General features: G+C 43.2%; 31 protein-coding genes and 1 tRNA gene. 5 read left to right on the top strand and 27 right to left on the bottom strand.

All coding sequences use genetic code 11. From position 1 onward, the window contains the following. Positions 1-20: 20 nt before the first annotated feature. The 27 genes from secY to ACT3QN_RS09325 form a co-directional block, all read right to left on the bottom strand. Positions 21-1352 (bottom strand): preprotein translocase subunit SecY, encoded by a 1332-nt coding sequence (gene secY, locus ACT3QN_RS09455; protein ID WP_444522862.1) that lies wholly within the window; start codon positions 1350-1352, stop codon positions 21-23. 19 nt (positions 1353-1371) lie between these two features. Next, on the bottom strand, positions 1372-1812 hold the full coding sequence (gene rplO / locus ACT3QN_RS09450) for a 50S ribosomal protein L15 (RefSeq protein WP_444521379.1): 441 nt from the start codon (positions 1810-1812) through the stop codon (positions 1372-1374). Further along, complete coding sequence (gene rpmD / locus ACT3QN_RS09445; RefSeq protein WP_057758718.1) at positions 1812-1991, bottom strand: 50S ribosomal protein L30; 180 nt, start codon at positions 1989-1991, stop codon at positions 1812-1814. Before rpmD ends, rplO begins: the two co-directional genes overlap by 1 nt. Positions 1992-2011: 20 nt before the next feature. Next, positions 2012-2527 (bottom strand): 30S ribosomal protein S5, encoded by a 516-nt coding sequence (gene rpsE / locus ACT3QN_RS09440; RefSeq protein WP_057758716.1) that lies wholly within the window; start codon positions 2525-2527, stop codon positions 2012-2014. 2 nt (positions 2528-2529) lie between these two features. Beyond that, positions 2530-2880 (bottom strand): 50S ribosomal protein L18, encoded by a 351-nt coding sequence (gene rplR / locus ACT3QN_RS09435; protein WP_057758713.1) that lies wholly within the window; start codon positions 2878-2880, stop codon positions 2530-2532. A gap of 11 nt (positions 2881-2891) precedes the next feature. Then, complete coding sequence (rplF, locus tag ACT3QN_RS09430; protein ID WP_444521377.1) at positions 2892-3425, bottom strand: 50S ribosomal protein L6; 534 nt, start codon at positions 3423-3425, stop codon at positions 2892-2894. Positions 3426-3647: 222 nt separating this feature from the next. Then, complete coding sequence (gene rpsH, locus ACT3QN_RS09425; RefSeq protein WP_101204864.1) at positions 3648-4046, bottom strand: 30S ribosomal protein S8; 399 nt, start codon at positions 4044-4046, stop codon at positions 3648-3650. Positions 4047-4057: 11 nt separating this feature from the next. Further along, positions 4058-4363, bottom strand: coding sequence for a 30S ribosomal protein S14 (gene rpsN / locus ACT3QN_RS09420; RefSeq protein ID WP_193006033.1), 306 nt, complete (start codon positions 4361-4363; stop codon positions 4058-4060). Positions 4364-4375: 12 nt separating this feature from the next. Continuing rightward, the gene (rplE, locus tag ACT3QN_RS09415) at positions 4376-4912 is read right to left on the bottom strand and encodes a 50S ribosomal protein L5 (RefSeq protein WP_444522821.1); all 537 of its coding nucleotides are present in this window, start codon (positions 4910-4912) and stop codon (positions 4376-4378) included. Positions 4913-4933: 21 nt separating this feature from the next. Next, entirely contained in the window at positions 4934-5251 is a 318-nt protein-coding gene (gene rplX / locus ACT3QN_RS09410) for a 50S ribosomal protein L24 (protein ID WP_444522822.1), read from the bottom strand. Between the two features lie 8 nt (positions 5252-5259). Further along, on the bottom strand, positions 5260-5628 hold the full coding sequence (gene rplN / locus ACT3QN_RS09405; protein WP_010196702.1) for a 50S ribosomal protein L14: 369 nt from the start codon (positions 5626-5628) through the stop codon (positions 5260-5262). A 182-nt stretch (positions 5629-5810) separates the two neighbouring features. Next, the gene (rpsQ, locus tag ACT3QN_RS09400) at positions 5811-6086 is read right to left on the bottom strand and encodes a 30S ribosomal protein S17 (RefSeq protein WP_021813375.1); all 276 of its coding nucleotides are present in this window, start codon (positions 6084-6086) and stop codon (positions 5811-5813) included. Beyond that, positions 6083-6280 (bottom strand): 50S ribosomal protein L29, encoded by a 198-nt coding sequence (rpmC, locus tag ACT3QN_RS09395; protein WP_025644397.1) that lies wholly within the window; start codon positions 6278-6280, stop codon positions 6083-6085. Before rpmC ends, rpsQ begins: the two co-directional genes overlap by 4 nt. Continuing rightward, on the bottom strand, positions 6280-6693 hold the full coding sequence (rplP, locus tag ACT3QN_RS09390; RefSeq protein ID WP_025644399.1) for a 50S ribosomal protein L16: 414 nt from the start codon (positions 6691-6693) through the stop codon (positions 6280-6282). The genes rpmC and rplP overlap by 1 nt, the downstream gene beginning before the upstream one ends. A 3-nt stretch (positions 6694-6696) precedes the next feature. Next, a complete protein-coding gene (gene rpsC / locus ACT3QN_RS09385; protein WP_057758704.1) occupies positions 6697-7419 on the bottom strand; it encodes a 30S ribosomal protein S3 in 723 nt (240 codons plus the stop codon). Between the two features lie 3 nt (positions 7420-7422). Further along, positions 7423-7752, bottom strand: coding sequence for a 50S ribosomal protein L22 (gene rplV, locus ACT3QN_RS09380; protein ID WP_021813373.1), 330 nt, complete (start codon positions 7750-7752; stop codon positions 7423-7425). A 10-nt stretch (positions 7753-7762) separates the two neighbouring features. Next, positions 7763-8038 carry a 30S ribosomal protein S19 gene (gene rpsS, locus ACT3QN_RS09375; RefSeq protein WP_010196682.1) on the bottom strand — a complete coding sequence of 92 codons (276 nt, stop codon included), beginning with the start codon at positions 8036-8038 and terminating at the stop codon, positions 7763-7765. A 12-nt stretch (positions 8039-8050) separates the two neighbouring features. Then, positions 8051-8878, bottom strand: coding sequence for a 50S ribosomal protein L2 (gene rplB, locus ACT3QN_RS09370; protein WP_444521374.1), 828 nt, complete (start codon positions 8876-8878; stop codon positions 8051-8053). An 11-nt stretch (positions 8879-8889) separates the two neighbouring features. After that, a complete protein-coding gene (gene rplW / locus ACT3QN_RS09365) occupies positions 8890-9240 on the bottom strand; it encodes a 50S ribosomal protein L23 (RefSeq protein ID WP_444521373.1) in 351 nt (116 codons plus the stop codon). After that, complete coding sequence (gene rplD, locus ACT3QN_RS09360; protein WP_444529180.1) at positions 9237-9839, bottom strand: 50S ribosomal protein L4; 603 nt, start codon at positions 9837-9839, stop codon at positions 9237-9239. Before rplD ends, rplW begins: the two co-directional genes overlap by 4 nt. Positions 9840-9853: 14 nt before the next feature. Next, a complete protein-coding gene (gene rplC, locus ACT3QN_RS09355; RefSeq protein ID WP_444521371.1) occupies positions 9854-10492 on the bottom strand; it encodes a 50S ribosomal protein L3 in 639 nt (212 codons plus the stop codon). 49 nt (positions 10493-10541) lie between these two features. Next, positions 10542-10853 carry a 30S ribosomal protein S10 gene (gene rpsJ, locus ACT3QN_RS09350; protein ID WP_010196670.1) on the bottom strand — a complete coding sequence of 104 codons (312 nt, stop codon included), beginning with the start codon at positions 10851-10853 and terminating at the stop codon, positions 10542-10544. A gap of 409 nt (positions 10854-11262) precedes the next feature. Further along, positions 11263-12864: an Rne/Rng family ribonuclease gene (locus ACT3QN_RS09345; RefSeq protein ID WP_444529179.1), complete on the bottom strand. Its 1602-nt coding sequence runs from the start codon at positions 12862-12864 to the stop codon at positions 11263-11265. Positions 12865-12987: 123 nt separating this feature from the next. Then, entirely contained in the window at positions 12988-13668 is a 681-nt protein-coding gene (locus ACT3QN_RS09340) for a Maf family protein (RefSeq protein ID WP_444529178.1), read from the bottom strand. Between the two features lie 93 nt (positions 13669-13761). Then, on the bottom strand, positions 13762-14247 hold the full coding sequence (mreD, locus tag ACT3QN_RS09335; protein ID WP_444529177.1) for a rod shape-determining protein MreD: 486 nt from the start codon (positions 14245-14247) through the stop codon (positions 13762-13764). Positions 14248-14407: 160 nt separating this feature from the next. Further along, a complete protein-coding gene (mreC, locus tag ACT3QN_RS09330; protein ID WP_444521367.1) occupies positions 14408-15265 on the bottom strand; it encodes a rod shape-determining protein MreC in 858 nt (285 codons plus the stop codon). A gap of 213 nt (positions 15266-15478) precedes the next feature. After that, on the bottom strand, positions 15479-16516 hold the full coding sequence (locus ACT3QN_RS09325; protein WP_444521394.1) for a rod shape-determining protein: 1038 nt from the start codon (positions 16514-16516) through the stop codon (positions 15479-15481). Between the two features lie 674 nt (positions 16517-17190). Between ACT3QN_RS09325 and gatC the strand changes: the two genes are divergently transcribed. From gatC to ACT3QN_RS09300, 5 genes are all read left to right on the top strand, one after another. Then, positions 17191-17505, top strand: a complete 315-nt coding sequence (gatC, locus tag ACT3QN_RS09320; RefSeq protein WP_201569441.1) for an Asp-tRNA(Asn)/Glu-tRNA(Gln) amidotransferase subunit GatC — start codon at positions 17191-17193, stop codon at positions 17503-17505. Positions 17506-17586: 81 nt separating this feature from the next. Further along, positions 17587-19083, top strand: a complete 1497-nt coding sequence (gene gatA, locus ACT3QN_RS09315; protein WP_444529176.1) for an Asp-tRNA(Asn)/Glu-tRNA(Gln) amidotransferase subunit GatA — start codon at positions 17587-17589, stop codon at positions 19081-19083. Beyond that, positions 19083-20594, top strand: coding sequence for an Asp-tRNA(Asn)/Glu-tRNA(Gln) amidotransferase subunit GatB (gene gatB / locus ACT3QN_RS09310; protein ID WP_444529175.1), 1512 nt, complete (start codon positions 19083-19085; stop codon positions 20592-20594). Before gatA ends, gatB begins: the two co-directional genes overlap by 1 nt. A 114-nt stretch (positions 20595-20708) precedes the next feature. Beyond that, a tRNA-Pro gene (locus tag ACT3QN_RS09305) sits at positions 20709-20785 on the top strand. A 203-nt stretch (positions 20786-20988) separates the two neighbouring features. Further along, positions 20989-21837 (top strand): hypothetical protein, encoded by an 849-nt coding sequence (locus ACT3QN_RS09300; protein ID WP_444529174.1) that lies wholly within the window; start codon positions 20989-20991, stop codon positions 21835-21837. Positions 21838-22009 lie beyond the last annotated feature (172 nt).

Below are 22009 nucleotides of genomic sequence, written 5' to 3'. Positions count from 1 at the left end.
TGAAATATCGTACCGCTCATTTAAGGTTGAGTGGGCGATTGAATTAACGTCTGATCATGATATTGATGGGTCATCAAATGCGCTTGAATCTGCGAAATGAAATCCATTACCACAACCACCATAATCAGTAAAGACGTACCACCGAGTTGAAACGGCACACCAAACGATGACTGGACGACCATTGGCATTAAACAAATAACCGTCATATACATCGCGCCAATAAAGGTCAGTCGGTTTAATACATGATCGAGGTAACGCTGAGTTTGTTGTCCTGGGCGAATACCTGGGATATACGCACCACTACGTTTAAGGTTTTCTGCTACTTCACGCGGACTAAATACCAATGCCGTATAAAAATAACAGAAGAAGATAATCATTGCGCCAAACAGTACCAAATATAGCGGTTGCCCTGGAGACAACACTAATGCCATATTTTGAAGTATTTTTTGTACGAAGGTGGGATCAGTCGATTGACCAACCCACTGCCCTAAACTTGCGGGAAACAACAATAGAGAACTTGCAAAAATAGCTGGGATAACCCCTGCCATATTTAGCTTAAGCGGCAAATGTGACTGCTGCTGAGCATAAATTTTGCGACCTTGTTGCTGTTTTTGCGCGTAGTTAACAGGAACACGGCGCTGAGCACGTTCAATATAAACGATACCTGCAGTAACCGCGATACCTAGCAGTACAAAAATAAATAGCACAATCAAGTTCATCTGACCTTGATTGACCTGTTCGATAGACTGCGAAATCATACCTGGCGTACCAGCCACAATACTCGCAAAAATGAGCATTGAAATACCATTACCTACGCCACGCTCTGTAATCTGCTCACCGAGCCACATTAAGAACATTGCGCCTGCTACCAAAGAAGTAACAGCTGGAATATAAAAAGTAAGACCAGTAGATAAAGTAAGGTTTTGACTGATTAACCCGGCACACATTCCTAATGACTGTACTAGTGCTAAAGCAAGCGTTCCCTGACGGGTATACTTGTTTAGCTTGCGTCGTCCCGCTTCACCTTCTTTTTTGAGGGCTTCAAGCGATGGCACTACTGCAGACATCATCTGTACAATAATTGATGCTGAGATATATGGCATAATGCCAAGTGCCATGATGGACATACGCTCTAGTGCACCACCTGAGAACATGTTAAACATACTCAAAATGGTGTTTTCGTTGCGCGAAAACAGATCAGCCAAGTTAACTGGGTTAATACCCGGAACTGGAATATGTGACCCTAAACGATAAACAATCAATGCGCCGATTAAGAATAATAAACGCGTCCATAGCTCATCATACTTACGTATAAATGCAAATGGATTAAGCGGTATACCAGCCGATGACATTGATTGTTTTGACACGTTACTACTCCTCGATGCTACCACCAGCAGCTTCGATAGCTTGCTTAGCACCTTTAGTCACTTTAATACCTTTAAAAGTATAAGCTTTAGTAACTTCGCCTGATAGCATTACACGAGCACGTGTCATATCGTGACGAATAAGGTTAGCAGCTTTAAGTGTTTCAAGGCTAACTACATCACCTTCAACTTTATTCAGTTCAGAAAGACGTACTTCTGCAGTCTTCATAGCCAGTTTACTGGTAAAACCAAATTTTGGTAGACGACGATATAAAGGCATTTGACCACCTTCAAATCCTGAGCGTACGCTAGAACCTGAACGAGATTTCTGACCTTTCACACCACGACCACCAGTCTTACCAAGACCTGAACCGATACCACGACCACGACGTTGGGCAGTTTTTTTCGCGCCAACACCTGGTGATAATTCATTTAATCTAAGACCCATTACGCTTCCTCCACTTTTACCATGTAGTTAACGCGATTTACCATACCACGAGTCGAAGGAGTATCTTCTACTACTACAGTATGATTAATACGGCGTAAACCCAATCCTTTCAAGCTCGCTTTGTGGCTCTTTAGGCGATGGGCACCCGATTTAAATTGAGTGACTTTCATTTTTTTCATCGTAACTCACCTAGTCTAAGTTAACCCAAGATTTCGTCTACAGATTTACCACGTTTAGCTGCCATCTTTTCTGGAGTTGACATATCACGTAAACCGTTAAACGTTGCACGAACAACGTTAGCAGTATTGGTAGAACCATAACATTTAGTCAAAACATCTTTGACACCAGCAACTTCCAATACAGCACGCATTGCGCCACCAGCGATAACGCCGGTACCTTCAGATGCAGGTTGCATGTAGACTTTACTAGCACCATGACGTGCTTTGATCGGATGATGCAAAGTTGCATCATTTAGCTCAACAGTAATCATATTACGTTTAGCAGCTTCTAGTGCTTTTTGGATAGCAGCTGGCACTTCACGTGCTTTACCGCGACCAAAACCTACACGACCGTTGCCATCACCCACTACAGTCAATGCAGTGAAAGAGAAAATACGACCACCTTTAACAACTTTCGCTACGCGATCAACGGTAACTAAGCGTTCTACTAGACCGTCAGTCTGTTCATTTTTATCATTTTTATCATTTCTAGCCATGATTAAAACTCCAATCCGTTTTCGCGAGCAGCTTCTGCTAAAGCTTTAACTCGACCATGATATTTAAAACCACTACGGTCAAAGGCAACTTTAGTAATGCCAGCTGCTTTTGCGCGTTCTGCGATCATTTGGCCTACAGACGTTGCTGAATCAGCATTACCAGTCGCGCCTGAACGCAAGCTGCTGTCTAAGGTAGATGCCTGAGCAATCACTTCACCACCATTTGGAGAGATAATCTGGGCATAAATATGTTTTGACGTGCGGTTAACCGTTAAGCGATGAACGCCTAAGAAACGGATATGTGCGCGTGTTTTCTTAGCTCGACGCAGACGAGCTGCTTTTTTATCAAACATTTCAACTCACCTTATTTTTTCTTAGCTTCTTTGCGAATCACATGCTCGTCACTATAACGAATACCTTTACCTTTATAAGGCTCAGGTGGGCGGAAACCACGGATGTTAGCCGCTGCTTGACCAAGCTGCTGTTTATTGTTTGATTTTAAAACAATTTCAGTTTGCGTTGGGGTTTCAGCTGATACACCTTCAGGTAACGTATATTCTACTGGATGAGAATAACCAACATTCAAGGTTACTTTGCTACCAGTAACTTGCGCGCGATAACCAACACCAATCAATTGAAGACGTTTTTCAAAGCCTTCGTTTACGCCAGTAACATAGTTGTTAACAAGAGCGCGCATGGTGCCAGTGTGCATCATAGCTTCTTTTGAATCGACTGTAGGTGAGAAAATGATAGCATCATCTTCCTGTTTCAGCTCGACCAATTCATGCAGGCGTAAAGACATAGTACCGTTCTTGCCTTTAACTTCGACCTGCCGATCGTTCAAAGTAACGCTTACGCCGTTTGGCAGCGTCACTGGGGCTTTAGCCACACGAGACATAGGAATATTCCTTAAAAAATTTAACTTCTTTATATTAGCGAAAAAACTAACAGGCTAAAAAGCCTGCTAGTTTAGCATAGTTGTTCTCATTAAGCATCATTTAATTTTATTAACATCAAATACTTAGATCTTAAAGCTATACTGATTAATAATAAATTAGTATAACTTTAGGGAGAAACAAATAGACTTTATCGTCATATTACCTGAAGCAATAAATGCAAATTAGGCAACAAATGCAACGATTTCACCACCGATACCAGCAGCGCGTGCAGCACGATCGCTCATGATACCTTGGCTAGTAGATACGATAGCAACACCCATACCTTGCTTAACAGTAGGGATAGCGTCTTTACCGCGGAACTGGCGTAAACCAGGACGGCTATAACGTTGGATAGTTTCGATGACAGCACGGCCTTCGAAATATTTCAATTCAATAGTAAGGGTTGCTTTGTTGTTTTCTTCTTCAGCAACAACAGCGCTAGCCACATAACCTTCGCTAACTAGTAAATCAGCAATTGATTTACGTAATTTAGAGCTCGGCATTGCTACCGATACTTTGTTAGCCATTTGTGCGTTACGAATACGGGTTAGCATATCCCCAACGGTATCTTGCATACTCATATAGTTACTCCTTACCAGCTTGCTTTACGAACACCAGGCACATCGCCTTGCATGACACGCTCACGCAGCATATTGCGTGATAAGCCAAACTTGCGGAAGTAACCGTGAGGACGACCGGTGATAGCACAACGATTACGCAGACGTACTGGTGATGAATTACGTGGAAGAGCTTGTAGCTCTAACATCGCTTCCATACGAGCTTCGTCACTTGCAGTCATATCACTGATAGTTTCTTTTAGCTTGATACGCTTTTCAGCATATTTAGCAACCATTTTTTCGCGCTTTAATTCGCGGTTAATCATGCTCTTCTTTGCCATAACGTCTTTACCTTATTTAAATGGGAAGCCGAATGCTTTAAGCAACGCACGACCTTCTTCATCAGATTGAGCTGACGTGGTGATTGTCACATCCATACCACGGATACGGTCAATCTTGTCAAAATCTACTTCTGGGAATACGATTTGTTCTTTAATACCCAATGAGTAGTTACCACGTCCGTCAAAGGCTTTAGGTGAAAAACCGCGGAAATCACGAATACGAGGAATTGCAATGGCAACGAGACGATCTAAAAATTCGTACATTTGCTCACCGCGTAGCGTTACTTTACAGCCAATTGGCCATTCTTCACGAATTTTGAAGCCAGCAACAGATTTACGCGCTTTTGTGACTACAGGTTTCTGACCAGCAATTGCAGTCATATCAGCTACAGCACCTTCAAGCAATTTCTTGTCTTGAGACGCGCCGCCTACACCCATATTAAGTGTGATTTTAGTGATTTTAGGCACTTGCATCACGTTGTCCAAACCAAGCTCTTCTTTGATTTGCTGTTTCAATTTATCGTTATATAAAGATTTTAATCTTGCCATTACCATTACACCCTTAGTGTCTTACGCAGTCGCCACTACTTCACCGTTTGAACGATAGACGCGTTGTTTCTTGCCGTCTTCGCCAAACTGATAAGTAATACGGTCTGCTTTTTGGGTTTGCGCATTTAAGATTGCGACATTTGAGATATGCAGAAAAGCTTCTTGCTTAACGATGCCACCTTCAACGCCAGTAGCCTGATTTGGCTTCTGATGTTTAGTAACAATATTAACGCCTTCAACTTTAATACGATCGTTTTTTACAGCTTGTACAGTACCTTGTTTGCCTTTGTCTTTCCCAGCAATCACGATAACTGTATCGCCTTTACGTAATTTTGACATGGATTACCTCACAATACTTCTGGTGCTAGTGATACAATTTTCATAAACTGATCACCACGTAGTTCACGAGTTACCGGTCCAAAAATACGAGTTGCAATCGGCGCTTTGTTTTGGTTCAACAATACCGCAGCATTGTCATCAAAACGTAACACAGAACCATCAGGACGACGAACGCCTTTCTTGGTACGTACAACTACTGCATTCATCACGTCGCCTTTTTTAACACGACCACGAGGAATGGCTTCTTTAACCGTTACTTTAATAATGTCGCCAACTGATGCATAACGACGATGAGAACCACCCAGTACTTTAATGCACTGAACTCGCCTTGCACCGCTATTGTCTGCAACTTCCAGCATTGACTCAACCTGAATCATAGCGTTACTCCACACGTATGAGCAATAAAAACCAGTTGCTGCCGCTAGCACAGTATGAGTAGACGGCATTTTGATATAAATAACCGCCACTTACTCTTAATGTGAGTGATATACGCTCGGCGCAATCAGCATCCCTAAAAAGGCGGCTATTTTAACAGCTTCTGGCTTTTAATGCAATTTACTTAGATTTTTTCTACTTTTTCAACCACATCGACTAAAGTCCAAGACTTAGTTTTTGAGATTGGACGCGTTTCTTTGATGCGGACAAGGTCGCCTTGTTGGCAAACATTATTCTCATCATGTGCTTTGATTTTCGTAGAACGACGAAGCTGTTTACCATACAAAGGATGACGAACCAGACGCTCAATCAAAACCGTGATGGACTTGTCCATCTTGTCGCTGACAACTCGTCCTGTCAATACGCTAGCATTGGTAGCTGTTTGATTGTTATCGCTCATGAGTCGCCTCGTTGTTTCTCGTTAATCAAAGTCTGAAGCTGGGCAATCGTGCGACGATTGGCTCTAACTTCATGGGTATTACCCAACTGACCAGTTGCTTTAGCCATACGAATACGGAAAGCATCAAGTTGCTTTTCATCAAGTAACTGGGTCAGTTCTTCTAATGATTTATCACGTAATTCACTGATCTTCATTACATTATCGTCCGCTTAACAATGGTAGTTTTAAAGGGCAATTTTGCTGCAGCGAGCGTTAAAGCATCACGAGCAAGCTCTTCAGATACCCCTTCAATTTCATATAGCACTTTACCAGGTTTGATTTCGCATACCCAATACTCAACAGGACCTTTACCTTTACCCATACGTACTTCTAATGGTTTGTTGGTAATTGGCTTGTCTGGGAATACACGAATCCAAATCTTACCGCCACGCTTAATTTTACGAGTGATGGTACGACGTGCTGCTTCGATTTGACGAGCTGTCATACGACCACGCGTCAAAGATTTTAGACCAATTTGTCCGAATGCAACGGTGCTTCCACGATGAGCTAGCCCAGTGTTACGACCTTTGTGCATTTTACGAAACTTGGTACGTTTTGGCTGTAACATAGTTTAACCTCTGTCTGAGTTTCGACGGTTTCCACGACCACGGCGTTTTGGCGCACGAGTCTGCTCTTCTTTGACGGGATTATATACGCTGTTCATACCGTCAAGGATTTCGCCACGGAAAATCCAAACTTTAACACCGATGGTGCCGTAAGTTGTCTCTGCACGAATTGACGAGTAGTCAATATCAGCACGGAGTGTATGCAATGGCACACGACCTTCACGGTACCATTCGCTACGAGCAATCTCAGCACCGCCTAGACGGCCAGACAGCTCAACCTTGATACCTTTAGCACCAGAACGCATGCTGTTCTGTACGGCGCGTTTCATCGCACGACGGAACATAACACGACGCTCAAGTTGGCTACCAATACCGTCTGCTACCAAACGTGCATCAAGATCAGGTGATGTGATTTCTTCAATGTTGACCTGAGCAGGTACGCCCATAATTTTGGTCAATTCTTTTTGAAGTCTTTCGATATCTTCGCCTTTTTTACCGATAACAATACCAGGACGCGCAGTGGCGATGGTAATCTTAGCAGCGCCAGTAGGACGCTCAATCATGATGTTGCTGATCATAGCGTTATCTAGCTTTTTGCGTAGATATTCACGAACTTGAATGTCGTTGATTAGGTATTCTGAGTATTGTTTAGGGTTAGCATACCAGTTTGCGTTATGCTTTTTTACAACACCAAGACGAATTCCGATTGGATGTACTTTTTGACCCATAACTTATTCTCCTACCTTTATAGTGATGTGACAAGTACGCTTGCTGATACGATCAGCACGGCCTTTGGCACGTGGTAGGATACGTTTTAGCGTGATGCCTTCATCAACATAGATAGTAGCGACTTTTAGGTCGTCAATATCTAAGCCGTGATTATGTTCGGCATTAGCGATGGCTGAGTTAAGACATTTCTTAACAAACACAGCGCCTTTTTTATTGCTATACGTTAGGATATCCAAAGCACGCTCAATAGATTTGCCACGAACTTCATCAGCAACGAGTCTAACTTTTTGTGCCGATATGGCGGCACCGCGTAATTTTGCAGTTACTTCCATGGTAAGCACCTTATCTCTTAGCTTTTTTGTCAATGCCGTGACCACGATACGTACGAGTCGGGGCAAATTCACCTAGTTTATGACCAACCATCTGCTCGCTCACGATAACCGGTACATGAGTACGGCCGTTGTGAACAGACAAAGTTAGGCCAACCATTTGTGGCAGAATCATCGAGCGGCGCGACCAAGTCTTAATTGGCTTGCGTGAGTTGGTGTCTAATGCATTCTCAACTTTAGCAAATAAGTGCGCGTCTATGAATGGACCTTTTTTCAATGAACGAGGCATGAAATTCTTCCTTTATTTCTTCTTGGCGCGACGGCGGATGATCATGTTGTCAGTACGCTTATTACTACGCGTTTTAAGTCCTTTAGACTTCTGACCCCAAGGGCTGGTTGGATGGCGACCTTTGTTACGACCTTCACCACCACCGTGTGGGTGATCAACCGGGTTCATAGCGACACCACGAACAGAAGGACGAACACCACGCCAACGTGAAGCACCGGCTTTACCAAGTGATTTCAAGTTGTTTTCAGTGTTAGAAACTTCACCGATAACAGCACGGCAATTTACGTGTACACGGCGAGTTTCGCCAGAACGCATACGTAAAATAGCATATACACCGTCACGACCTAGTAACTGAACGCTAGCACCCGCAGAACGAGCCATCTGTGCACCTTTACCGATTTTAAGTTCGATATTGTGAATCACAGTACCCAATGGGATGTTTTTTAGCGGTAAGCAGTTACCTGGACGAATTGGAGAAGTCTCGCCTGACATTACTGTATCGCCAACTACTTGTTTCTTAGCAGCGATAATATAACGACGTTCGCCATCAGCATACTTAAGTAGAGCAATATGAGCAGTACGGTTAGGATCGTATTCAATACGCTCTACCGTTGCTGGGATATTGTCTTTAGTACGTTTGAAATCGATAACGCGATAATGTTGCTTATGACCACCGCCAATGTGACGAGTAGTAATGCGGCCATTGTTATTACGACCACCTGACTTGCTTTTTGATTCTAGAAGCGCTGCATACGGACGACCTTTATAAAGGTGTGGATGCACTACTTTTTCAACAAAACGACGGCCTGGTGATGTTGGCTTTGCTCTTACGATAGGCATGAGTGTAATCCTTATTCGTTATTCGCTGTTTCACTAGTAGAATCAGTAGTATTCGCTACGTCTTCACCAGCATCAGCCATTTGTACATCTTGACCAGCTTTTAAGGTAACATAGGCTTTTTTGTAGTCGTTACGACGGCCGATGCTTTTACCAAAACGCTTTGTCTTACCTTTAACATTCAAAGTGTTTACTTTAGTAACTTCAACACCTTCAAACATCAACTCAACTGCTTTTTTGACTTCAAGCTTAGTAGCATTAGAATCAATTTTAAATACCTGCACACCAAGTGAGTCGCCAAGCATTTGAGATTTTTCTGAGAATACAGGCCCTCTTAAGACCTGATAAAGTCTTGCGTTATTCATGCTAGTGCTTCCTCAAATTGTTTCGCAGCTTCAACTGACATGATCACTTTATCAAATGCGATCAAGCTCACTGGGTCCACTTCGTTTGTACCAAGTACATTGACATGTGGAATGTTGCGAGCAGCTAAGTATAAGTTTTCTTCAACTTCTTTAGTAACGATAAGCGCACGAGGTGCCTTCAAATCATTCAACTTAGCAATCAGTTCTTTGGTTTTCGGCCCAGAAACGCTCAACTCTTCTACCAAAATCAAACGCTCTTGGCGAATCAATTCTGCTAGGATGCACTGCATCGCACCGCGATACATTTTACGGTTTACTTTCTGTGACCAATCTTGTGGTTTTGCAGCGAATGCGCGACCACCTGAACGCCAGATTGGGCTACGAATAGAACCCGCACGAGCGCGACCAGTACCTTTTTGGCGCCATGGCTTAATACCACCGCCAGAAACTTCGGCACGTGTTTTTTGTGCGCGTGTACCTTGGCGAGCACCAGCTAAATAAGCGGTGACGACTTGATGCACTAGTGCTTCGTTGAATTCACGACCAAATGCCGTATCAGAAAGCTCAACCGCCGCACCTGTAACTGTTTTTAAATCCACGTTAATCCCCTTGCTTAGGCTTTGACTGACGGACGTACGATAACATCGCCACCGGTGGCACCTGGGATAGCACCCTTGATGACAAGTAACCCTTTTTCGGCATCAACCGAAATCACTTCTAGGCCCTGAACGGTAACACGTTTGTTACCCATCTGACCCGCCATCTTCTTGCCCTTGAATACTTTACCTGGTGACTGGTTTTGACCAGTTGAACCATGCGCACGATGAGACACTGAGTTACCATGAGTAGCATCTTGCATACTAAAGTTGTGACGCTTAACAGGACCCTGGAAACCTTTACCTTTGCTGTTTCCTGTCACATCAACAATCTGACCTTGTTCGAACAAGTCAGCTAGAATCTCGCCACCAATCTCACGACCTTCAAGATCGCTTTCGTTAGCACGGAATTCCCAAACACCACGGCCAGCTTTAACACCAGCTTTAGCGAAGTGACCCTTTTGTGCAGCTGTTACACGGCTGTCACGACGAGTACCTGTGGTAATTTGGATGGCTTGATAACCATCTACATCAGTATTTTTTACTTGAGTAATGCGGTTTGCATCGACCTCAACAACTGTTACAGGGATAGATGCGCCTGTTTCAGTGAAGACACGGGTCATGCCGCACTTTTTACCGACTAAACCGATCGCCATTTTAGACCTCTTTATATCTTATATTAATGGGTTGGGTGTTTAATGTGCATTAACCCAAAGCAATTTGAACGTCAACACCCGCCGCTAAATCTAATTTCATTAGCGCATCCACAGTTTTGTCAGTTGGCTGAACGATATCAACCATACGCTTATGAGTACGGATTTCGTACTGGTCACGAGCGTCTTTGTTAACGTGTGGTGAGGTTAGAACGTTGAAGCGCTCAATGCGAGTCGGCAACGGTACAGGACCACAAACTTGCGCACCGGTGCGCTTTGCAGTATCAACAATCTCTTGTGCAGATTGATCAATCAGACGATGATCAAAAGACTTAAGACGGATACGGATTCTCTGGTTAGCCATGCCAGCAAGCTCCTAATATGTGCTTTCGCCATTCTTGCATCGCAAGACTATGATCAAAAGCAGTTTGGTTAAATATTCACTTAAAGCGGCCTTCTGTTCTTAACCAGAATGAGTTCTTTATCCGAACTTATAGCGTGCCAAAAGCAAAATAGTTTAAAGCCCCGCCGACCCTCCTATATATTGGAAAGCAGCAAAGGCATAATGAAATAGTGCTAGAAACGATGCTCTAGCTGTCATAGCGCCAGCCTTTCTAGTCAGCTGCGCATATATAATTCAGTGGGGTATATTATACATAGTATTTTAGGTATTGCAAGAGCAATCTCCAGCGTGATTAAAGACACTCACTTTTTAATTAGCCTCTAATCATATAGATATTTTTATCGAAAATTATTATCTATTTTAAATAAAGTTAATCTAAAACAATATCATACTGTTCTTGGGTATACAGGTTTTCTACATCAAAAGTAATCACTCTGCCTAACAGGTACTCCAGATCAGCTACCGTGTCTGACTCTGAAGTGAGTAGTAAATCAATGACTGCCGCATGGGCCACTACCGTGAACTTTTTGGGTGAATTATAAGTGCGAGCACAACGCATGATTTCTCGGAAAATCTCAAAACAAACTGTCTCCGCTGTTTTGACAAACCCGCGACCTTGACAAGTTGAGCACGGTTCACAAAGCTGCTGACCTAAAGATTCACGCGTGCGCTTACGTGTCATCTCTACTAATCCAAGTTCGCTAACTTGCGTAATCTTAGTTTTTGCGTAGTCTTGGGTCAACTGTGCTTGCAAGCTCTCTAACACGTCGTCTTTATGCTGTTGTTCTAGCATATCGATAAAGTCTAGAATAATAATGCCGCCTAGATTGCGTAGGCGCAGCTGACGGGCGATAGCATGTGTGGCTTCTAAATTGGTCTTATAGACCGTATCCTCTAATGAGCGACCACCCACAAAAGACCCTGTATTAACATCAATCGTAGTCATTGCTTCTGTCTGATCAATGATCAGATAACCACCAGATTTTAGATCGACACGGCGCTTTAATGCATCACGTAAGTCGTCCTCGACACGGTGTACATCAAACAATGATTGCTCTGCGGTATAATGCACGATTCGATCATAGACAAACGGAACAAACTCTTTGGCAAAGTATCTTACTTGCTCATAGGTTTGCGTATTATCAATAATGACCTTTTCGGTATCAGCGTGAACCAAATCACGTATAGAGCGTAATGGTAGCGACAGTTCTTGGTAGATCAGCTCCGAGCTCTGATGGTGATTAATCTCTTGGCGACGAGCACAGATAGTACGCCACAGCTGCAAGAGATAATAGATGTCCTCTTCTAGCTTATTGACAGGGACGCGCTCAGCCGCTGTACGGGCGATAAGACCACCCTTTAAATTGACAGTTTGCATTAGGCTACTAAGTTCTGTCTTTAATCGGGTACGCTCTTCATCACCGTCGATCCGCTGTGAGATACCAATATGGTCACTCGATGGCAAATATACTAGATAACGCGATGGCAAGGAGATATTGGTTGTTAAACGAGCGCCTTTGCTCCCTAACTGATCTTTGGTTACCTGTACCAAAATGCGCTGGCTTTCATGCAGACGATGCTGAATCAATGTCTTAGACGCTGGTACTATCTCTGTACTTTGCGCACTAACAATGGGCGGTGTCACAGCCAAGCTGTCAGCAGCAGCGTTGGTAGTCGCATCGTCCTCATTGATCTCATGCTTAGTAATTTTAGCCGCTTTGTTTTTTTCTACAATTGGGCGTGGTTCACGCTGCATATCATTGACATGTAGAAATGCGGTCCGCGATTGACCAATATCTACAAAGGCTGCCTGCATACCAGGCAAAACACGTACGACCGTCCCCAGATAGATATTGCCGACCAACCCCAATTTATGATGTCGTTCAATATAAATCTCGCCCAAAATACCATTGTCTAAAACCGCAACACGCGACTCCATTGGACTAATATTAATCAGCAGCTCTTCGGACATAGTTTTTTCTCTTATCTCTCAGCTTTTTTATCAGACGGTCATCGCCTATTAGATTGACAGTGTAACAAATGCGACTTGCTCTTGCCCATTACCCTACCGTGTCATTATGTGCACATCCAAATATTACGAGTTGACAGTGTCGACACTATTTTTTGTCATCTTTTTGATTAGTGCTAGTGTTTGCGCTAATGGCAGACCAACAACACTGGTATAACTGCCATTGATACGACTGACCCAGGCTGCGCCCAGTCCTTGGATGCCATACCCTCCTGCTTTATCAACTGGTTCACCACTATCCCAATAGTCGCTCATCATTTGTGTCGTCAATGGTATAAAAGTCACTTCCGTACGCTCAGTAATTCGCTGTTGATTGATAATTTGGAAAGGCGTTGTAGTTTTTGATGTGCTTGGTTCTGCTATAGGTGATAGCTGTACTTGCGTCGCTTGAACTGCTGTCCATACTTCATGGACATTATCAGACATGTGCTGCCACATGCTATATGCATGCTCGCGATTGGAGGGCTTTACTAGTACTGTTTTGCCATCTGACAGCACGCCGATGGTATCAGAAGTCAAAATAATAAACGGTGACGTCAGACTATCGTGATCCGCTTGGAACGTCTCACTTAATTTCTGTAGCGCAGCATCAGCTTTGGTTGCCACCATACGTTCAATATATTTTGCTGGCAACTCGTTATCTAACGGAGTCTCATCGATATCTACACTTAAGATAGTAAAGTCTAACTGTGCTCTTTCCAGTAACTCACGACGACGCGGAGAGCCCGACGCTAAAATGATATCCATCGTTATTCTCTTCAATTATAAATTTAGGATGTGTCATACGGTATGACTATCAGACAAGCCGTTAATCTGAACAGCAGCTATAATGATTGATCATTAACGCGAAAACTTGCGTAAAGCAAACAGCACGAGCGGCCAGCTAAGAATACTCATTAATAGCGACAAAGAGGACTGCGCGACAAAGACGCCTTGAATAAACATCTGTAGTATCCATAGCATCAACTGGAAGACGATCAACCCCAAACTGGCAATCAACCATGCGCTAATCGTGTTCAACCGCCTCACATAGATACTGGTAATTTTGATAACCAATGCGACAACCACAGCGGCAAAAGCTTGCTGTCCTAAATGTGTATCCATCAGTAAGTCAGCAATCAGACCAACTGTAAATGCAGTAAAAATACCAACATAACGTGGTTGAAATAACAACCAATAAATCAACACCATGATCATTACCATGGGACGCAGTGTTGCCATGCTAGGACTTAATGGATAGACATTGAGTGATGAGGCCACGATAAAACTCAGAACAATCACAACTATCAATAGTACCGTTGAGTTCTCAGAGTCAGGATACGACATGGGTACTTACCTTAGCGAGTGTTTGATGATTGCTATTATAGTATTGATTGGGTATTGACAAGGTGCATACTATAAGTGGGAAGCACTGTAAATGAAAAATTTTGAAGTATTGATAAGCCATTTATTTGATAATGAGAGTAGAGACTAGTGCCACCATTAGCTATGGAAAAATAGACGTATTATTCTCATTCAATACTTTGTCTTGGAGTATCAAAACATAGGCATTATCAATAAAGTTAGCCGCTGGAGTGACTTCGATCGTTCTAAAGTTATCGGTTTGCTCGTCTTTGACATGTGCAATGCGACCTACTCGATAGCCTGCCGGAATACGACCACCCAACCCTGACGACACCAGCTCATCACCTACTCGTACATCTGATGTTTTGAAAACATAATCGAGGCTTAGTGAAGACGGAATACCTTGACCTGTGACGATGGCACGCTGACCTGTACGTTTGACCGTGACAGCAACTGATTGCTGCTCATCTGTAATTAATAACAGACGGCTAGTATTAGGATAGACATTAATAATCTGTCCCAATACACCATCTTCATCGATAACCGTTTGTCCAACTTGTACACCGTCTTGCTCACCTTTATTAAGCACCACAATCTGCCTGAGCAAGTTAGTATCTGTACCGATAACTTGCGCCAAATTAAGATCAAATTGCTCTGGCTTAGTAGTAGATAAGATGCCTTGCAAGCGTGCGTTTTGTGCCAAGATATAGTCTTGCTGTTGTAGCTTGGCCTGCGCGTGTATCAGTTGTGAGTTTAATTGCATATTTTCGCGGCGCAGTGCTTCCTTTGATTGCAGACTACCACCAGCCCAATGCTTGGCATAGCTTGGCAATAGAGACAACTCATAAATAGGCTGCATAGCGGCATGACTGGTGCTACGTACTGGCTCAAACCATTCGGAGTTTTTGCTATCGAACCACATCAAAACTAAGGCTACTATCAACACAATAGCAGTCTTACGAAGTGATAAAGGCTGGCGAGCAAAAATACTTGGAATCATAAGTCGTCTGATTTGAGAGGTCTAAAAGGAACAATAGCACTTATTTACAGTATGAGTGTTTATCGAGGATATTGGGTTCTAGCACAATTGAATGCAATTAAAGGTAGCACAATCGGCTACCTTTAATTTTATATATTTACAGCTCTATCAGTCACATAAATCATTATTATCATCTATTACCAATAGAATATGACAATTAGGGATAAAGATGATTTAGACAAAAATCATGTTCAAACTTTTGTTGTTAATGAAGTCAAGTGCGATACCACCGCCGCGACTAACGCAAGTTAACGGGTCTTCTGCTACCGTCACTGGCAAACCTGTCTCTTGAGAGATAAGTTTATCTAAGTCACGTAATAGTGCGCCGCCACCTGTCAATACGATACCGCGCTCAGCGATGTCAGATGACAACTCTGGTGGTGTCTGTTCAAGTGCTACTTTTACAGCGCTAACAATACCGCTCAATGGATCAGTTAACGCTTTTTGTACTTCTTCTGAATTGACGGTAAAGGTCTTTGGTACACCTTCTGCCATGCTGCGGCCACGGACTTCCACTTCTAGTTGACTGTCTTCATTCAATGCAGAGCCGACTTCTTTTTTGATACGCTCAGCGGTTGTTTCACCGATGACACAGCCATGCGTACGGCGCACATGGGTAATGATAGCTTCATCAAACATATCACCACCGATACGAATCGACTCAGAATACACACAGCCAGACAGTGCGATAACCGCAATCTCAGTTGTACCGCCACCAATATCAACCACCATAGAACCACTGGCTTCATGAACAGGCATGCCAGCCCCAATAGCCGCAGCCATCGGCTCTTCTAGCAATAGTACCTTGCTCGCACCTGCAGATGATACTGCCTCACGAATCGCCTTGCGCTCAACCAAAGTAGACTTGCATGGTACACAAACCACGACGTTAGGCTGCGCCATAAAACGCTTGGCTTTTACTTTAGCGATAAAGTGCTTAAGCATTTTTTGCGTCACTTCAAAATCAGCAATCACACCGTCTTTCAATGGGCGAATTGCTGTGATGTTCGCAGGCGTACGCCCTAGCATCTGCTTGGCATCAATACCAACAGCAGCGACGGTCGGGTTTTGAGTACGATTGCTTCGTAATGCGACCACCGTAGGCTCGTCAAGTACGACGCCTTTATTAGGAATAAAAATTAGGGTGTTCGCAGTACCGAGGTCGATAGCGATATTATTTGATAAAAATCCAAACAGGTTCATGACTAATATATCCAGCGTCTTACGAATGAGGCGAATGAGATTGACTGAGGTGTTACTCGTCAGTATTGAGCAGGTCGTCGTTAAACATTACTTGTGGCAACAGTTATCATCCCAACAAGTTAAAATCCAAACAATAGCGATGAAATGAAAAACTGGGCTAAATTATACCGATTTAGCTCAAAAAAAACATAGATATTTGCATCAGTAAGTAAGGATTTTCGTATTAGACGCCAAAAGTTGTTACAAAGTTTGAATTAGTAATAAATATCATTCAACTCAATGAAATAACGTTTAATTTGATAACTAACAAAGCTCTACAGGCAGAGGAATGTTTTGCTTAACAGCAGATGCATACTGTAACGTATTTTGACGCCCAATTGGAGAGCAATTGAGGAACAATGATGAATTAGGGGTCAGTTTTGCAATTCTATGTAAATATCTACGTAAAACACTGTACTTTAATTGGCATTATGACTTGGCTGGCACTATATCCTATTTAATACTACTTCTTTGTCAATTAAGCCGCTTGGTTAGGATTGTGCATCAATCAAGCGTCATACTCTGTAAACTTGAGTCAGATGCTTTATAATAAGCCCACTTACTATTTGTTTCTATTTTAGCGCTTACGTATTTTCGTTTTCGTAACCAACTACTCTAAAAAACTGTCCTTAACTGGAGAAACTATGTCTCAGCAGCCAACAACGTCTGATAGCAACGTCAGCCGTGAAGAAATCCTAGAAGTTGCCAACCTTGCGCGCTTAGGTGTCGATGAAAGCACAGCCGATAGCTATGCTGATGATATCAGTAAAGTATTAAAACTGATGAATACGCTATCTAACGTTGATACCACAGACATCAAGCCATTAGCGAATATCCATGAGGCATGCCAAGAATTGCGTGCTGATGTGGCAAAACACGATATCAATCGCGAGCGTAATCAGTCAGTCGCACCTGCCGTAGAAGAAGGTTTGTATCTGGTGCCGCAGGTAATTGAATAATAGTGTTTAAATAACACTATCACGTATTTGTCATTACCCTATTTTATTTTATGCTATTAACATTTTGACGGACGACACCTTATGTCTGAACTTCATTTATTAAGTACCGAGCAGCTCATTACTGGCTTGCAAGACAAACAATTTAGCAGCGCGGAATTAACCGAACATTATATCAAGCGTATCGACGCGCTAGACGGCAAGATAAACAGCTTTATCACTCATACTTCTGAGACAGCACGCGCACAAGCAAAAGCAGCAGACGAGATGCGTGCTCAAGGCGACAAGCGTCCGCTACTTGGCGTACCAATGGCGCACAAAGACATCTTTTGCACCCAAGGCGTACTGACCACTTGTGGCTCAAAGATGCTACATAATTTTGTCTCACCATACGACGCGACCATCGTCTCTAATATCGACAAAGCAGGCATGATTAGCTTAGGCAAGCTCAACATGGATGAGTTTGCGATGGGCTCAGACAATAGTAGCTCACACTACGGCACCGTACAGAACCCTTGGAACCTAGAGCGTGTCCCTGGCGGCTCGTCAGGTGGTAGTGCTGCTGCCGTTGCCGCTGGTTTTGTCCCTGTTGCGACTGGTAGTGATACGGGTGGCTCTATTCGTCAGCCTGCTTCATTCTGTGGCCTAACGGGTATCAAACCTACTTATGGCCGTGTGTCACGCTTTGGTATGATTGCTTACGCTTCAAGTCTTGACCAAGCGGGTAGCATGGGACGCAGCGCCAAAGATTGTGCTTATCTGCTCCAGCCAATGATTGGTCATGATCCACGCGATGCAACTTCTATTAAATATGAGATGCCTGACTACGTACAAGATATCAATGATGCCGAAGCTGCGGCTGGTGACAAGCCATTTGATGGTCTTCGTATTGGTGTGGCCAAAGAATACTTTAGTACAGGGCTCGATAGCGAGGTTGAGCAAGCAGCACGTTCTGCGCTCAAAAAATACGAAGAGCTAGGCGCAACAATCGTAGAAGTGAACATCACTGATCCTGAGATCACACTTGCCACTTACTACATGCTAGCGCCTGCCGAAGCATCATCGAACCTATCACGTTTCGACGGTGTACGTTTTGGCTATCGCTGTGAGAACCCAACCGACCTGATCGACCTCTATACTCGCTCACGTTCTGAAGGCTTTGGCCCTGAAGTACAGCGCCGTATCTTGACAGGGACTTACGCCCTATCAGCTGGTTACTTCGATGCGTACTATACCAAAGCACAGAAAATCCGCCGCTTAATCGTTAAAGACTTCGATGAAGCGTTTGCTAGCTGTGATGTGATTGCTAGCCCAACTGCACCAACGGCAGCTTATAAGCTTAGTGAAGACCTAGATCCTGCAACGATGTATTTAGGTGACGTGTATACCATCGCGGTCAACCTAGCAGGTTTACCTGCACTCAGTCAGCCAGTTGGTTTGACGAAAGAAGGACTACCTATTGGCTTGCAATTAATCGGTAAGCACTGGCAAGAGAGTCAACTGCTCACGACTGCACATCTGTTCCAGCAGCATACCGACCATCACCTACAACAATCACTCGTCGCAAAGGAGACGGTATAATGAGTACAGCTACTACTGATAACAATGCCGTCCGTAAAGAGCTATTCGTCGATGGTTATGAAGTGGTCATCGGTATCGAGATTCACTGTCAGCTAAATACGGAAAGTAAGATTTTCTCAGGTGCGCCAACTGACTTTGGTCATGAGCCAAACAGCCAAGCCAGTATCGTTGACTTAGGTCTACCTGGCGTATTGCCAGTGCTAAATGCTGGCGTGGTCGATCGCGCGCTAAAATTCGGTATCGGTGTCAATGCTGAGCTGGGTTTGTTTAACACGTTTGACCGTAAAAACTACTTTTACCCTGACCTGCCAAAAGGCTATCAAATCACTCAGATGGCCAACCCTATCGTCGGTGAGGGTTACATCGATGTCGTGGTCAACGAAGGTGAAAAGAACGAATATCCTAAACGTATGGGTATTACTCGCGCGCATTTAGAAGAAGATGCTGGTAAATCAGTACATGACGCAGTCGATGGTATGACTGGTGTGGATTTGAACCGTGCAGGTACACCACTGATCGAAATCGTCTCTGAGCCTGATATGCGCTCAGCTCACGAAGCATTAGCTTATATTAAAGCCATCCATCAGCTAGTGACATGGCTAGGTATCTCGGATGCCGTAATGGCTGAAGGCTCATTCCGCTGTGACTGTAACGTCTCTGTACGCAAGCCAGATGCTGATCTCGGTACACGTACGGAGCTCAAAAACCTCAACTCGTTCCGTTTCATCGAACGTGCTATCAACCGTGAAATCGAGCGTCAAATCGATATCATTGAAGATGGTGGCAAGGTCGTACAAGCAACCATGCTATATGATCCAGAGCGTGATGAAACGCGTACCATGCGTACCAAAGAAGACGCCAACGACTATCGCTATTTCCCTGATCCTGACTTGCTACCTGTCCGTATCGAGCAGCATACGGTCGATGCAATCAAAGCAGCGATGCCAGAGCTACCTGTGGCTCGTCGCGCACGCTTTGAAGAAGCGCTTGGTCTATCAGAGTATGATGCGCGTATCTTGACTGGTAGTCGTCAAATTGCTGACTACTTCGAAGATGTAGTGGTTGAAATCGGTCAGCAAGATGCCAAAATGGCTGGCAACTGGGTCATGGGCGACTTGCTCGGCGCACTGAATAAAGATGACAAAGACATCGTCGACTCCCCTATCAGTGCCAAGCAATTGGCTGGTATGCTCAAGCGTATCAAAGATGACACACTATCCGGCAAATTGGCTAAGAAAGTCTTTAGTGCTCTATATGAGCGCGAAGGCGGCGATGGTGATGATGCAGCAGATAAAATCATCAAAGACAAAGGCCTCAAGCAAGAAACCGATACTGGCGCTATCAAAGCGATGGTAGAAGAAGTTATCGCAAAAAACGAAGCCATGGTAGAAGAATATCGCGGCGGTAAAGAAAAAGCCTTTAACGGTCTGGTCGGTCAGGTCATGAAAGCCAGTCGCGGCAGTGCTAACCCGCAGCAAGTGAACCAAATTCTAAAAGAATTGTTGGGTTAAAGCAGCTTATGCAATTGAGATACTGGCTGTGATGCGTAGAATAATGTGGTAGATTTTGGCTAATATAAATAGCCCTTGCAATATGCATAATTTTGCGTAAAATAGTCAGTCACTCGGGGCGTAGCGCAGTCTGGTAGCGCACTACACTGGGGGTGTAGTGGTCGCAGGTTCAAATCCTGCCGTTCCGACCAAACATAGTAGCAATAGAGAAAAGCCAATCATTGTTTTCAATGGTTGGCTTTTTTTGTGCTAAATTTGGTGGGTGATTGTATGATGATTAAAGAAATATTAGGCCTTTGAGTAAAGCTGACGTTGATTACACGAACGATAGTAACTCAGTATTTTTTAAGCAAGCATTGCATTTAATTTGAATTAAGCGTGTAGAGGTATGGTTATGTCTTATGAAGAAGATGAGATGCGTCAATATGAATTATTAGATACAGCCTTTAAGAACAACTTAGCAATGCCTACAATTGATATGATTGCTAGCCAAATTTTCTTACAGAAATCCTGTAGTGAAGTCCAGTCTCAAAACAACCTCTATTTCCTGAGTAAAGTAGAAATTGCTATCTATGACTATGTATATCACGCCTACACCCAACTAGACTACAAAGCAGATAATGACTTTGACCATAGATTCCAATGCGAATGTGACTATGATTGTGAGTGTAGTCTTAATATGTTTGCTATGTCTGCCTTTAAAAATATACATAGGAAATTTGCATCAGATATAGATACCAACCCTCTATTAAATGATGCTCTAGACGAAAATAAGATAGAAGAAAGAGCCAGATTACTAAATTACGATTTAGTAGAAATTTTTAGAGTAATACTACATAGGCAGTTGGCAATTTTGGCTTATGATATAGGGTTCTATCATATATCCTGCAAGCAACATGAAGTAGCAATGTTAATTTATGGGGGACTAAATATAACTACTAAAATCGATGTTGAACAATATCTTAGAGAAGATGAAGTTCTATCACGTAACTATAAAACCATTGGAGCAAAGGGAGGTGCACAGAAAGGCGCCAACTATAGCAAACCAAAAGAGAAAGCATTAGAGTACCATGACCAACATTTCAGCAAAAAAAATGAGGACGGGAAGTTTATTTACTCAAATGACAAAGCATCAGAAAAAATTATTGATCATTTTAAACAGGAAAAAGAAGACTTAGGCTATGAAGTACGTTCTCTATCTAAGCATATTAGTTTACATAGAAAACAGCAGTTTAAAGATTAGTTTTATCACTTTACTTAGTAAAATGACACTATAGATGCTCAAGGTCTGCGATTAGCAATTTATTCTATTATGCTCTATCTATGAACTGTTGCCCACCATAGTGCAATAGCATAATTGGAGCTAGATAATGACTCAACAAGAGCATACACCGCATAATTTAGAGCAGCAACCA

Source organism: Psychrobacter sp. AOP7-C1-14 (genome assembly GCF_052376135.1).
Classification (GTDB): domain Bacteria; phylum Pseudomonadota; class Gammaproteobacteria; order Pseudomonadales; family Moraxellaceae; genus Psychrobacter.
This window is presented reverse-complemented; position numbering and strand designations above follow the sequence as displayed.

Bases quoted from the DNA above. Each gene is read 5' to 3' on its own strand.
- rpsS (WP_010196682.1), bottom strand. From the start codon at position 8,038: ATGCCTCGTTCATTGAAAAAAGGTCCATTCATAGACGCGCACTTATTT.
- secY (WP_444522862.1), bottom strand. From the start codon at position 1,352: ATGTCATCGGCTGGTATACCGCTTAATCCATTTGCATTTATACGTAAG.
- rplB (WP_444521374.1), bottom strand. From the start codon at position 8,878: ATGCCTATCGTAAGAGCAAAGCCAACATCACCAGGCCGTCGTTTTGTT.
- rplP (WP_025644399.1), bottom strand. From the start codon at position 6,693: ATGTTACAGCCAAAACGTACCAAGTTTCGTAAAATGCACAAAGGTCGT.
- rplF (WP_444521377.1), bottom strand. From the start codon at position 3,425: ATGTCTCGTGTGGCTAAAGCCCCAGTGACGCTGCCAAACGGCGTAAGC.
- rplO (WP_444521379.1), bottom strand. From the start codon at position 1,812: ATGGGTCTTAGATTAAATGAATTATCACCAGGTGTTGGCGCGAAAAAA.
- gatB (WP_444529175.1), top strand. From the start codon at position 19,083: ATGAGTACAGCTACTACTGATAACAATGCCGTCCGTAAAGAGCTATTC.
- gatA (WP_444529176.1), top strand. From the start codon at position 17,587: ATGTCTGAACTTCATTTATTAAGTACCGAGCAGCTCATTACTGGCTTG.
- rpsN (WP_193006033.1), bottom strand. From the start codon at position 4,363: ATGGCAAAGAAGAGCATGATTAACCGCGAATTAAAGCGCGAAAAAATG.
- rpmD (WP_057758718.1), bottom strand. From the start codon at position 1,991: ATGAAAAAAATGAAAGTCACTCAATTTAAATCGGGTGCCCATCGCCTA.
- rplX (WP_444522822.1), bottom strand. From the start codon at position 5,251: ATGTCAAAATTACGTAAAGGCGATACAGTTATCGTGATTGCTGGGAAA.
- rplN (WP_010196702.1), bottom strand. From the start codon at position 5,628: ATGATTCAGGTTGAGTCAATGCTGGAAGTTGCAGACAATAGCGGTGCA.
- ACT3QN_RS09345 (WP_444529179.1), bottom strand. From the start codon at position 12,864: ATGTCCGAAGAGCTGCTGATTAATATTAGTCCAATGGAGTCGCGTGTT.
- rpsJ (WP_010196670.1), bottom strand. From the start codon at position 10,853: ATGGCTAACCAGAGAATCCGTATCCGTCTTAAGTCTTTTGATCATCGT.
- rpmC (WP_025644397.1), bottom strand. From the start codon at position 6,280: ATGAAGATCAGTGAATTACGTGATAAATCATTAGAAGAACTGACCCAG.
- rpsH (WP_101204864.1), bottom strand. From the start codon at position 4,046: ATGAGTATGCAAGATACCGTTGGGGATATGCTAACCCGTATTCGTAAC.
- mreD (WP_444529177.1), bottom strand. From the start codon at position 14,247: ATGTCGTATCCTGACTCTGAGAACTCAACGGTACTATTGATAGTTGTG.
- ACT3QN_RS09300 (WP_444529174.1), top strand. From the start codon at position 20,989: ATGTCTTATGAAGAAGATGAGATGCGTCAATATGAATTATTAGATACA.
- ACT3QN_RS09340 (WP_444529178.1), bottom strand. From the start codon at position 13,668: ATGGATATCATTTTAGCGTCGGGCTCTCCGCGTCGTCGTGAGTTACTG.
- rplV (WP_021813373.1), bottom strand. From the start codon at position 7,752: ATGGAAGTAACTGCAAAATTACGCGGTGCCGCCATATCGGCACAAAAA.
- rpsC (WP_057758704.1), bottom strand. From the start codon at position 7,419: ATGGGTCAAAAAGTACATCCAATCGGAATTCGTCTTGGTGTTGTAAAA.
- rplW (WP_444521373.1), bottom strand. From the start codon at position 9,240: ATGAATAACGCAAGACTTTATCAGGTCTTAAGAGGGCCTGTATTCTCA.
- rplE (WP_444522821.1), bottom strand. From the start codon at position 4,912: ATGGCAAGATTAAAATCTTTATATAACGATAAATTGAAACAGCAAATC.
- rplC (WP_444521371.1), bottom strand. From the start codon at position 10,492: ATGGCGATCGGTTTAGTCGGTAAAAAGTGCGGCATGACCCGTGTCTTC.
- mreC (WP_444521367.1), bottom strand. From the start codon at position 15,265: ATGATTCCAAGTATTTTTGCTCGCCAGCCTTTATCACTTCGTAAGACT.
- gatC (WP_201569441.1), top strand. From the start codon at position 17,191: ATGTCTCAGCAGCCAACAACGTCTGATAGCAACGTCAGCCGTGAAGAA.
- rpsQ (WP_021813375.1), bottom strand. From the start codon at position 6,086: ATGAGCGATAACAATCAAACAGCTACCAATGCTAGCGTATTGACAGGA.
- rpsE (WP_057758716.1), bottom strand. From the start codon at position 2,527: ATGGCTAGAAATGATAAAAATGATAAAAATGAACAGACTGACGGTCTA.
- rplR (WP_057758713.1), bottom strand. From the start codon at position 2,880: ATGTTTGATAAAAAAGCAGCTCGTCTGCGTCGAGCTAAGAAAACACGC.